General features: G+C 38.6%; 6 protein-coding genes. All 6 read right to left on the bottom strand.

Annotation, left to right across the window (positions count from 1 at the left end):
- Positions 1-582: DUF2169 family type VI secretion system accessory protein (locus CXF74_RS19190; protein WP_157822460.1), on the bottom strand; the 582-nt coding region annotated here is incomplete at its 3' end.
- A gap of 21 nt (positions 583-603) precedes the next feature.
- Positions 604-1134, bottom strand: a complete 531-nt coding sequence (locus CXF74_RS19195; protein ID WP_101084147.1) for a DUF6484 domain-containing protein — start codon at positions 1132-1134, stop codon at positions 604-606.
- 8 nt (positions 1135-1142) lie between these two features.
- Complete coding sequence (locus CXF74_RS19200) at positions 1143-3122, bottom strand: type VI secretion system Vgr family protein (protein ID WP_101084148.1); 1980 nt, start codon at positions 3120-3122, stop codon at positions 1143-1145.
- 152 nt (positions 3123-3274) lie between these two features.
- Positions 3275-3757, bottom strand: coding sequence for an Hcp family type VI secretion system effector (locus CXF74_RS19205; protein WP_101084149.1), 483 nt, complete (start codon positions 3755-3757; stop codon positions 3275-3277).
- Positions 3758-3911: 154 nt separating this feature from the next.
- The gene (locus CXF74_RS19210) at positions 3912-5792 is read right to left on the bottom strand and encodes a ShlB/FhaC/HecB family hemolysin secretion/activation protein (RefSeq protein ID WP_101084150.1); all 1881 of its coding nucleotides are present in this window, start codon (positions 5790-5792) and stop codon (positions 3912-3914) included.
- A gap of 96 nt (positions 5793-5888) precedes the next feature.
- The coding region (locus CXF74_RS19215) for a hypothetical protein (RefSeq protein WP_157822461.1) at positions 5889-13928 on the bottom strand (8040 nt) is incomplete at its 5' end.

The following is a 13928-nucleotide window of genomic DNA, read 5'->3' on the forward strand; positions in this document are numbered from 1 at the left end:
AGTAGGTGTATCTTTAATGTTTTGTATCAGTTGATTCGGATCTTCAATATTGGGTAGTGCAATACCTTGCATCTCTTGACTGCTACGTTTGCCTGCAAAACCACAGCCAACACTATTACGCTCTTCGACTAACTGGTTTGTTTCATCAATTTGGTGTTGTCCACCAAAAGCGCGCTCATACACTAAGGGCATCGACTGGAAAGGCGTAGCTAGACTTGGCTGATCGTTAACCCATTGCCTGTCACCAAATACGCGTACCGTTTTCTGTACTTGGCCTACCATCAAATGAACATCTAATTGTCTGACCTCTTGGTGGTTAGGCGCACAAGCATTGCCTTGCATAATAATGTCTGTATTAGTTTTACCGATATGAAAATCAGAAAGGTGCTTGATGCTTGATAAACCGGGCTCTCCCCAATAATCATCGCCCATTTGTGGGGGAGTTTGTTCATCGGCAAGGCTCCACTGTTGCCCCATAATAAAACTGGCTTTTACAATCACATATAGGGAGTCAACCCCCTGTTCATTAGGGAAAGTAGCGATTTCTGCTGCGAAGGGAGTTGTATTATTGACTTGAAGCATAAGTGTTTTTACCTTGCGCGATCAGTTTACCTGAACAGAGCCACCCATAATGCGGTTGACACCACTTGAACGGTTTAATAGATACTTACCGCGAATAAGAATTTTTCCAGCTTTAGTTAGAGTAATACTTGCTTCACCACACTTAAATACCATCTCTTCCTGCGCTTCAAAGGTGACTTTATTGCCTTCGACCTTGACATCATCAATATTAAGATCACCTGCAAGCTCAACTTTTTCAGTTTCCATTTGCTCAGCAAAGTTTTCAAGCATCGCTTGCAGTGGACTATGAATAAGCCCCATGATGATAGGCTGAGTTAAATCACCCTGGTTAAATAGCAGAGCAACTTGTCGCGATACTTGTTGGTGGGTAACAGACGTTGTGCTAATCGCTTGAATAGCACACGCTTTAGGGTTCTGCGCAAAATCAACCATGGCTTGACCATTATTATCAATTGTGACTAATGTGCCGATGATTATCTCACCAGCAGCAATACTATACTCACTCGCGAGGTTTTCTGCTGAGGCTTCAATTTCAGTTGCTTGTTTATTCATAATAATTTTTAGTTCGATAGAACTTTGCTTCCTTTTAGTACCACATTGCCGGAGCCCTTAACGTTGATATTCTTACCACTAATTGTAATATCACCATTACTCTTCATCACAATCTGTGCAGATCCGGTTTTAATTATTATTTTTTCATCAGCTTCCATTGTGATCGTTTTAGCGTTCAAGCCATACTCTTTGGTGACAGCTTCAGTGTATTTACCTTTAATCGTTTCACTGAGGTCTTTTTCAACATTAATGGTCATATTACCCATGATCGCTTCACGGTGTTCTTTACCAACATCAATGGTTTTATTGTTAGCGATTGACTCAGTTTGATTGTTATTTACAATTTTATTGCGGTCATTTTCAATGGTAGAGTTCTCATCGTGCTTAACTGTTTTCGTGCGATCATTTCCAATACTTGAAATTTCATCATGTTTAACCGTCTTAATACGATCATTATCAATGGTCAACGTTTCATTATTTTCAACTTGAGTATCTAAATCTTTTTCTGCATGCAGGTATATCTGCTCTGCATCTTTTTTATCTTCAAAGCGAATTTCATTATAATGATCAGCCCCACCTTTTTTGGTCGAGTGCGTTTTAATACCACTTTGGGTTTTTGATGGATATGGCGGTTTATTATTACCGTTGTAAACAGAGCCAGTCACGATAGGGCGATCTGGATCCCCATCTAAGAACGAGATGATGACTTCATGGCCAATACGCGGTACAAATGAAGACCCCCAACCATTACCTGCCCATGCTTGCATTACACGTACAAAACACGAGCTATTCTCGTCTTTTTTACCCTCTCGATCCCACATAAACTGCACTTTAATACGGCCAAATTCATCAATGTGAATCTCTTCGCCTTTAGGGCCAGTTACTAAAGCTGATTGTGGTCCGTACATAACGGGTCGGTTATAGACCATTGGCGGGCGATACATGTTTTCAAGTGGCATACAGGTGAAATTATTACTGTAGTGCTCATCGCCACCTTGACCCGTTGAAAAGGTATTCTCATAAGCTTGGTGATGTACTGTTAACAGTAAGTATTTACCTACTTCTGACTTCGCATCATGTTTATCGAGTTTAAAAAATAGACCAGCAGCAAAACTTGAACAGCTACTTGCACCAGCAATAGTATTGCTATTTACCTCTTCCGCATCCATACGTGCATTAGCGATATTTTTGCCCGATGCAAAATCATATAAACTTGGGTAATCGTAATGTTTGAACTTATTGTTTTTCTCAAGCTTACTTTTAGAAGGGCTTTCTGCAATTAAATTTTTATTAGGCTCTTTAAAGTTATAGTCATTAACTATCCACTCGCCTTTTTTAAACTCATAGTTATGTAACCATGCGTTAATTTCGGCATCAGGACTATCACCCTTAGAGTAAGTTAAGTCACTTTGTGGAGATTCTGCGTATGCACTCATCTGATCAACAATCACAAAGGTATGTTTGCCATCTTCATGCTTAAAATAGCTTGCATAACCTTCTTCAGCGAGCAAGCGCATTACAAACGTTAAGTCGCTTTCACCGTATTGCACACAATATTCACGTACGCCACCAGGGGCAGCTTTAAAGTCAAAATCGTTATAGGCTAAGTCAGAAAAAATTTGACTGACAATATCTTTACACGTTTTGTTTTGGAATATACGACGATTTTCAGTACGGTCTAAGAACCATGTCCATGGCACAACCGTAAAATGGTATTCACGTAACCCATTCTGTTTGATTTCACCAAACGAAAAGTGGCTTACAACACCATTAAACACGCGGTTAATACCATCGTGAATAGTAAAAGTGATTGCTTTATTAATTAACTGTTTTGCTTCGATATCTGTATTTTCAGACATCGCCGTCAAGTTAAATTGAAAAAGAGAAGAGATAGACTCGATACCATTGATCGAAGTAAGTAGCAGTTCATCTTTCGCTAATGATGTAACAATCGATAAAAAACGACCATCTTGAGTATATGTACTCATTCGCTAATCTCGCTCCCTGAAAATAGATATTGAATTGTATTACTAGAATTATTCATAATGATTTTGTTAATGTCATTTACTTTAATTTACTAACAAAATGATTATAAAAAAAAGATACAGCGTTAGCTGTATCTTTAAATATGGTCTTATTATTACAGAGCTTTAGCTGTAGTAAGGTCGTAACCAGCACGTTGTGGGCTACCACTTTTGTTGCTACCATCGAAATCAGTGTAGTTAATTTCGCACTTAGAAAAGCTAAGTGTTAAGTTTTCAGTTGGTTCTTCATCACCGTTTGCAGAGATGTGGTAACTACTTACTAAACAATCCTGTAACGCGTAAGACATGAATTCTTCAACTTTAGCAGTACCAGTACGAACAAACTTCAGTGTTACTTTTTTGCCAGATGAACCCGATACACCCTCTTTAAACAAGGCAGTAACAGAGTTGTCAGCTGATTTAACTAAAGATACTTCAGAAACGATTGGCTTACCGACTTCACGGTTAGCCATTTTACCTGATTCCATTGTTAAACCACGGCTTACACCGAAGCTTACTGAATCAACTAATACATGATTCTCGAAACCTTCAGCAGTAACGTTTCCTTTAATTCCTTCAAACTCTAAATAAATTGCCATATATTTCCATTTCCATAGTTAATACCAAATCGGTATTGAGTTAATAACACTTTTATAACCTAAGTGTTAATCAGATTTTACAATCCCGTAAAATAAAATATTTTTGCTAATTATTCAACAAAAAACTCACTTAAATTGCGTTTTTTTTTACTTTTTAGAACACGTACTGGAAATCAAAAGTAATTAGCATAGAATCATAGTCTGAGTCTTCTCCTGCAACTTCTAATTCGCTTAAAATTGGAAAAGCTAATTGAACAGTGCCATCAAAACCACTTCGATGAGATACCTTTAAGCCTAATCCAACATCCGCTAAATGTGCAGTTGCATATGTATTTTGAAGATCTAACAAATGCTGGTAACCATACGCATAATCAAAAAACACAAAAGGTTTAAATGAATTACTAAAATCAGCTCCTGCAATTGAAAAATCAAAAAGACTCGGGCTATTAAAAATCCAATCAGTACCTAAATAAATAGCATCATCAGCAGTAAAGTAGCTAGAAGAAAACCCCCTAACTTTAGTTGGTCCCGTTAATGAAAAACGAGAAAGAGACGATAAATTAGTGCCGGCATATTGGCTATAAGAACGAAAAACAACACGAGAATTGCTATCTGTAAGAGGTACTTTGAAAAAGCTCAACAACGTGTAATCAACCATTAACACGTGAAACTTTTCTTTTTGACCGACCGAAAAACCATAATCAAAAAAACCATAGTTATAACCGATATTAACTTCATGTAGTAGCTTATTGGTATCATCAAGTAAATCAAATCGATACGATAATGCTAAACGAGATAAACGTTCATCAAGATAATTGTCAATATCTGGTAAATCACCTATTTGCAAATCAGAGCTAATATTTTCATAGCGTAATAAATAACTACTATTTTGCTTTCGACTTCGCTGTGAAATGTAGGTTCCCTGTACACCATATACATCTACTACACCGCTTAAATCGATGTTAGCCGCGATAGAAGATTGGTCTACTAAAAATTGATTTTGTGATATATCAACAGCAACTCGCAAACGAGGGCTAAAAAAATTACTTTCATAATTGATCTGCCAAAAAGTGGTATCTTCAGGTAATACAGTTTGTAATAGGCTAACATTCAAATAGTCAGCAAAGCCAAACAGGTTATTTGCTTGACCACCAATAAGAAATCGGTACAAACCAGATTCTTTTGACCCATGGTTATCGACTCGAGTATTAAAGCTAAAACGTTCTTCTTGGCGAACGCTTACATTTAACTTGGTATCTCCAACTTGTGTGCCAGGCTCAAAATAACCATCTACATTTATGCCTGGATATCCATTAATAATAAAAAGATTTTCTTCTATGCTTTCACTGGTAACTGGTTTATCAAGATAATTACCAAATACAGAGGAGATCTCATCGTCGTCATACAAGGCATTACCATGCACATTAATTTCACCCAATATACCTAACAAGACGGTTAAGTTAACGACACCATCGCGCACTTCTTGCTTTGGGATATACGCTTTAGCAAGAATAAAACCACGTTTTCGATAGAATTGAGTAATGCTATTAGCAACGCCCTCTATTTGCCCAAGAGTCACACCACGCTTGCCTTGTTGGGCACGAATCAACCACACTAACTTTTGTACTTCTAAAGGTGAAACATGGCGGTCTACTGTTTCCTCTTCAATATCAATGAGTAAATCAGATAGTTCCCCTAATTCATTAATTGTGTAACCAGATTCTAATAATTTTCCTTCCCCCATAAGGTCAAAACGAATACTTTCTACTAACTGTGCAATCGCTTCACGTGTTATGCCTAATTCTGGGAACTCAACCAAACCTTGAATACGAAACTCTGCGACAGCTAAACGGGGCCCAGAGTTTGGATCTAGTGATCTTTCTCTCACAGCAGGAATATCCATATCTTGCAGGAGTGTTTTTTCTTTAATTTTTCGTAACTGCTCAATCTCAGGCATTTTCAAAAAATCAGCCTGCACTATTGATGACAGTAAACTCAGCAATATAATGGATATTGCTTTTTTCCATGAAAACATCAGTCCCTTTCTCACAATTAAACCTTCAGTCTGTTTTAAAATATAATATTCAGAAGCTTACAACATATTAAATCCGTATTAATAATACTTATACGCTTAAATATCTTGATCATATTCTTCTTCATATTCTTCTTCTTCATTCTCATCAACGCGTTGATCTTTTGGTAAATAAATAGAAATATCATCAACAGTATAATTACGTACATCTGCGAATATTGCAGGATCAACTTCACTTAATGGTTCAACTTCAACCAATTGTTGTCCAGACAACCCTGTAACGGTGCTCACAACCTGTAAAACTAAATCGCTACTCGTTGTAATAGTATTAGGCTGTGCACCGTAGTAATGGATAGAAGCAAGACTACCTATCAAAGTAAAGTCGTTGTTCACACGTAAACGAATCGGTTGTACAGCAGTACCAAAGCTAGTTACACTATTAACCAGTAAGTTCTCTGCAATAATATCTGGTTCATTAAAGCCAACACCGGTTGTATAAACAGACCCGGCCCCATCATTGATAATCGCAACACTGCCACTATAAACTTGATTACTAATCGGTAAACCATAATTGGCATCGATTGCGCCTTGAATATTTCCTGATGATGCGGTTGTAGTTTGCAACGTAATATCACCCGCATTACTAATAATAATATCGCCTTTATTTCTTAAATCAGTAATCGCAACATTCTGGCCATTATTAATAAAGAGTAATCCAGAGTCCGTATTGATAGCACTTAACAGTGCAGTTTCCGTATTAATAGCCCCCGTGGTGTTTAAACTAGAACCATTTAATAACGTATCATATAACCCCTCACCGATTCCTGTCGTAGCACGGAGTGTTATTACTGGAGCTGTCAAACTTGAATTTTCAGACACTATGTTAGCATTACCAGCATTAAAATAGAGTGACTCACCAGCTGTTATTCTACCTAGTTTCATTTCACCATTTGAATTAACAATTAAGTTACTCGCTAATTCACTATCCAATACAGAAATGCCATTCACGTCAGTAATAGTGGCAGAATTTGCCGTCACAGAAATTGCATCGAAGTCATTATTTTCATCAGTAAAAGTAATATTGCCAGCATTAGCGACTAAGGTTGTTGTTACCTCATCGACATTACTTGAGATCGCCACCGTACCATTACCAACAATATCCCCTGTAATCGCATTAATAGTAAGATTTTTTGCCGTTAGGTCATTTATTAGCACATCATTATTAGCAGTGATAGATAACGAATCAGCTGTTGTTGTGCCATTGAGTAAAACATCACCCTGTGACGAAAGTAGCGTAGCAATACCTGAACCATTACTTGCAAGTAGCAAATCTCCTTCCACGATAATACTATCCGTAGACGTCACTGAAACATTCTGGCTACTTAGGCCAACTATGCGAGTCAATGCATCGTTATTTAATACGATATCATTGGCACTGAGGTCTATATTACCTGTTAATTGATTGTTCCCAGAGAGGTTGATTTTCGTTGCGGCAAGCGTTAAATTTCCAGAAGAAGTTAACCCATTACTCGCATTCACATCCCCATTAGTTACATTAATGTTTACATCACCACTGCTATTACTTAATTGCGAGAAGTTAATATCGCCAGATTGATTTAAATAAATATCACCACTGTGATCAGCAATTAACAATTCTGAAACATTGGTCTCAATGGCATCACCAACCCCCATTGCAATAACGTTATTCAGTAATAGTCGGTCTGTATTTACACTACCTGATGTTTGCCTTACTTCATTTGCGCTAATAGATAAATCACCATTAACATCGACAGAATCTGTCAATACGAGCGAACTGCCAATGCCAGCAATGGTAATGTCACCTTTGAGTAATGACTCAAAGCTTATATTTACCGATGCAGAATCTGTACTAAACTGTGTCGCATCTAAATATAAAGTATCTGCATTTTGGCCACTATTGATAACGAGGCTAGTCGTTGCTATGTCATCATTAACAGAGGTAACGTCTCTGAAGTTGATAGCAACATTAGTGCTTGAATTTTCTTTAGTGAAATGAAGTTGATCAAATTGATTACCATCAACGCTTACATTTGGCGTGTAGGTTTCAGAAAAACTATTTGCAGTACCAGTGATATTAACAACGTCAGCGCCTTCTCCGCCATTAAAGTTAATCACAGCAGACTCTGTACGTGATTGCTTATCAAGTATTACATTCAGCGTATCTGCACTACCTCCGCCATTAATCATATTAGTAATAACGCCATTTCCACTAACAGTGAAGTTATCAATACCAGAGCCACCAGTCACCGTTGAAAACCCACTGAACGCTAACAAGGTACTTAGCGCAGAAGTGTCAGTAACGGTTCCTTTATTCAGTTCATTAATCACCCATGTCGTCAGCACATCATCTTGAGCAGTAATTGTACCATTCCCTTTTTGCGCAGTAACACCTTCAAAGCCAACAATGTCATCACCAATAGTAACCGACACATTATCAAGCATATAAGTAACATAATCAGTGCCGCTATCACCCTGCATTAGATTTGCAGTACCGCCAGAAACGGTAAATGTATCATCTCCTTCACCACCAGAGATTAACGCAACATTACCGCCAGAAAGAGTGATAGTATCAGCGCCTTGTCCCATCGAAATACTACTTACGCCACCACCTGCTACATTAAACTTATCAACTTCGCTACCACCCGTTAAATGATCAAAATTACTAAATAAAGTCGTTATACCACTATAAGCAACCGACCCACTTTCATTACCATTAACAAGCCAAGTATTACTGACATTACCTGCTAACAAGGTGTTTTCCGTTGCACTATTTGCAACAATGCTCTCCATATTAACAACATTTAGATTATCGTTTGTATTGTTACCCAGCTCAATAATTTGGATATCATTCGCTGTAATTTCTAATGAATCACTGCCTGAACCACCATCAATTAAACCAGTAACATCGCCAGCCCCAGAGAGAGTAAATTGATCAATAGATCGACCACCGGTCATGTTTTTGAAACCCGAGAAATTAACCGTACCAGTGTTATTCGTTAAAAAACCGCTGTTTTCACCATCAATAGTCCAAACATTAGCATTGTTCGACCCGACTAAATGTGCATCTTCTTCTGTTGCGACTAAATTCTCAACCTGTGTCACATTGACACCTAACTCAACCGTTTGCGCGGTCCCTGTCAGAGTCAGATTATCTCGTCCACCAGCACCATCAATAAGGCCAGAAATTTGGCTAATATCGGAAACATTGAAATTATCAACCTCATTACCACCAACAATATCACTGATATTATCGAAAGTAACACCGGCAACATTACCCGTATTATCACCAGTAATGTTCCACGTATTATCAATATCAGCACCTTGAAGCGTATTAATACCAGCAGCGGCATGCAATAGTTCAATACGCGTGATATCAGCATCTAAAATTATATGTTGATTGGCAGCGCTTAACATAACGCTATCATTACCTAAGCCACCATCAATTTTGCCAGAAATTTGAGAAATAGACGTTAATGAAAATTCATCTTGACCTGTGCCTCCCAATAAATCACTAAAGTTAGAAAAAGAAAGCCCATTAACGGTTCCTTTATCATTATCAGTAATATTCCACTCATTAGAAATATCTGAGGCTTGTAGCATATTACTACCTGATGAGGCATTTAGAGTCCCAATATTCGTAATATCCTTTTCAATAACAACGGTTTGATTAGCTGTCGTTAGATTGACCGTATTAGCGCCACCTCCACCATCAATCAATCCCGAAACAAAATCGATATCAGATAACGTAAAGTTATCTATTCCATCACCACCTTTTAACTGACCAAAATTAGAAAACCTAACGCCATCAACCGTACCGGTATTATTAGCTGAGATAAGCCAGGTATTAGCAATACTATCTTTGGCTTGCAATGTATTCACACCATCAGCTGCATTTACCATTTCAAAGTTAGTAATATCAGAAAGCTTAACTGTTTGATTAGAACCGGTAATATTGAGCGTATCGGAGGTGCCCTCTCCAGCATCAATTTGAATATTAGGATCAATACTGGCCATATTGACGATATCATTACCACTTCCAGCTAAAATAGAATTTAACGTCGCGGTATTATTTTCAAAGGTAAAAGTATCAACACTACTCCCTCCTTCTAAATGACTAAAATTAGTAAATCTCAGCCCATTTAAATCCCCCGCATTGGCACCATCAATAGCCCAAATATTATTCCCATTATTAGCCTGCAGAGTATTTTCAGCATCTACAGAACCATTAACTATTTCGATTCCCGTCATTGAAGTGGCAACATTGACAACCTGATTACTTGCCAGTAAATGAATCGTATCTGCCCCCTCACCGCCATCGATAACAGAATTAACAATATCAATATTTTTTAAATAGATTTGATCATTACCACTACCTGCGTTAAGGCTATTAACAAGTGCATTAATATTAAAAGTATCAATTTGATCGCCACCAATTAATTCACTAACATCTTCAAAGTTTGTGGTGACCCCTGCGTAAAGAAGTGAACCTGCATTTTCAGTAGTCACATTCCAAGTGCTTTCAATATTTGAACCTAGTAAGGTGTTGACTCCGCCGCCGCCTTTAATATTGCCATCTAGTGAGCCTGAATCTCCAATAGCGAAAGTATCGATGCCACTACCGCCCGTTAAATTCAGCACATCACTAAATACAAAAGTAACATCATTAAAACCATCATAATATGAAACAGAGCCGGCATCGGTTCCACTGATTAACCAAGTATTGGTAACATCACGACCTATTACTGTCGAGTCTCTGCCATTACCAATCACTTCTCCGATACCCGTTGTTTTATTGAGATCAATTGCAACGATTCCGACATACTGACTGTAATCTTGTGTATCAGAACTGCCTGGTGCACTACTTAAATTTTCAACGCTGTAAAACTCCCGTACCACAAGGCCATTTTCGACTTCACCGTCATAACCATTTTTTATTAACCAAGTATTTGACGACGTATTGACAGTTAAGCTGTCGTTTCCAATGCCACCATCTACATATGAATTATTTGTAGATAACGAGCTAACAGTATTTAATATGAAAGAGTCATCCCCTTCATTTCCATACATTTTGTCAATTTTACCCGTTTCTGTAACCGTAAAGTGATCCGCTAAAGTACCGCCTTTTAATCGACTAAACCCTTTAAAATCAACCCCAGCCACATCCCCAGAATTGCTACCATCGATAGTCCAAGTATTAATGTCATTACCGGCGGTTAACGTATGAACACTGCTATGTTGTGCCTCAACAATCTCAAAATTAGAGATATTCGTTAAAGAAAGATCTTGAGAAGCGCCCGTTAAAATCAAACTATCGGTATCACCAACTCCCCCATCCATTGGGATATTCACTCGATTAATGTTATCAAGCGTTACGGTATCGTTACCTAAGCCAGCGTTTAAACTATTCGCATTAGCATTGATATTAAAATTATCATCACCCGCACCACCCGTTAAATTACCAATCAAATAATTGATATTAAACGTATCACCTTTGCTACCAGCCACTAAATCTGCAAAATTAGTGAACGAGACACTGCCAACATGCCCAGAATTTGCAGAGGTAACATTCCACGTATTTTGGGAATCGTCGCTACCTTGCAATGTATTTGTCCCACTAGTTGCAACATAAGACTCGATATTCACAGCATCAGTGCCAATTAAAACTATTTGTGATGCATCAGTAACGGTAACCGTATCCATTGTGCTGGCATCACCACCATCAATCTTACCTATCTCAGAAAATGAACCTAGCGAGAAAGCATCGTTTTGATTACCCCCGACTAAATTAGCAAAATTGGAAAAACCAATAGTGTTATTTAATGTGCCTTTATTCGCATCAGTAATCAGCCATGTATTCGCCACGTTTTCACCTTGTAGCGTATTAATGCCACTGGTCGCAATATAAGACTCAATGTTCACTGCATCGGCGCCAATTACAATCGTTTGTGATGCATCTGTCACGGTGACACTATCTATAGTGCTAGCGTCTCCACCATCAATTTTGCCGATATTAACAAAAGACCCAAGCGAGAAGCTGTCATCTTGATTCCCGCCCACTAAGTTAGCAAAGTTGGCAAAGCCAATATCACCGTTGAGCGTGCCCTGATTACTGCCATTAATGTTCCATGTATTATTCGTATCTGCACCCTGTAATGTATTAACACCACTGGTGGCGGTATAAGACTCAATATTCACAGCATCCGTGCCAATCACAATCGTTTGTGATGCATCCGTAATTGTTACACTATCGATTGTTGTTGCGTTACCACCATCAATTTTACCAATCTCAGAAAATGAGCCTATCGAGAAATTATCGTCTTTGTTACCACCGATTAAATTAGCAAAGTTGCTAAAAGTAATTGTATTGTTTAACGTACCTTTATTTGTATCAGTAATTAGCCATGTATTATTTGTATCTTGCCCTTGCAAGGTATTATTTCCCCCCGTCGCTAAGGCATTAACCGCCTCTATCCCGACCAAGTCAGAAAGAACCAGCGTTTGAGCTTCACTAGTAAGGTTTAATACATCGTTACTGCCAGTGCTTCCATCAATACTGCCAGTGACTAATGCTGTCGCATCAATATTAATGATGTCGTCTCCGGCCCCTGCGTTCACACTTGCCGTTGTCGCAGTAATGTTAAAGGTATCACTACCATTACCGCCTTTTAAATGACCGATAATCGCATCAATATTAAAAATATCACCACCACTACCGGCCTCTAAATCAGCAAAGTTGCTAAAACTAATACCTTCAACATTACCTGTATTAGCTGATGTTATATTCCATGTATTCGTGGTCGTATTTCCCGCTTGCAGTGTATTGCTAGCGCCTGTTGAGAGTGCATTAACCGCCTCTATTCCTAACAAGGTAGATAGGTCAAGCGTTTGTGCTGCCGTAGTAAGATTTAACCTATCATTACTACCTGTGCTTCCATCAATATTACCCGTGACTAATGCTCTCGTAGCAATATTAATAATGTCATTTCCTCCGCCAGCATTAACACTGGCGGTCGTCGCTACAATGTTAAAGACATCGATGCCATCACCGCCCTTTAAATTGCCAATAATCGCATCAATATTAAAAATATCACCGCCACTACCGGCTTCTAAATCAGCAAAGTTACTGAAGGTAATACCTGCAACATTACCTGTATTAGTGGATGTCACATTCCAAGTATTAGTCGCAGAGTTCCCAGCTTGTAGTGTATTCGGACCACCGGTGGAGAGAGCATTGACCGCTTCAATTCCTACTAAGGTAGAAAGATCAAGTGTTTGCGCTTCCGTAGTAATGTTTAATACATCATTAATCCCAGTACCACCCTCAATAGAGCCCGTGACCAATGCTGTCGTAGCAATATTAATAATGTCATTTCCAGCGCCTGCATCAATGCTTGCCGTGCTCGCTGTTATATTAAAATGATCGCCCCCCATACCGCCCGTTAAGTTGCCGATACTATCGTTGATATTAAACGTATCACCTTGACTGCCTGCGATTAAATCAGCGAAATTAGTGAAAGTAATCCCCCCTACCGTGTTGCCTAGCGTGGTGATATCCCAGGTATTTATTTGTGTATTACTGCCTTGAAGAGTGCTCGTGCCGGAAACAAAACCATTTACAAACTCAACCGCGCTAAAAGTAGCTAAATCCAGTGTTTGCCCAGCAGCCGTTAAATTAATAGTGTCGTTTGCACCATCTTGCCCATCAATGCGGCCGGTGATTAAATGGGTATCACTAACATTAATTACATCATCACCACTGCCCGCGTTAATATTCTCAATAGACGCATTAACGGTGAAATTATCAATACCCGTCCCACCTTGCAGGTCATCAATATTTGAAAATGTAACACTGTTAGTACCATTAGAAAGTGTATTGACAGCATCGACTACCCACGTATTCGTATTGATTGCACTATTCCAACCAATTAACTCATCAGTACCTGAAGTGCCACCATCAATGGTTGTAGCGAAGCCATTGGTTAATAATGTGAAAGTATCGTTACCTGCGCCACCCGTTAGGTTGCCAATCGCAGCGTCAATATTAAAGATATCCCCCCCACTGCCCGCTACTAAGTTGGCGAAATTACTGAAACTAATCGT

It is taken from the genome of Psychromonas sp. Urea-02u-13 (assembly GCF_002835995.1).
Classification (GTDB): Bacteria; Pseudomonadota; Gammaproteobacteria; order Enterobacterales; family Psychromonadaceae; genus Psychromonas.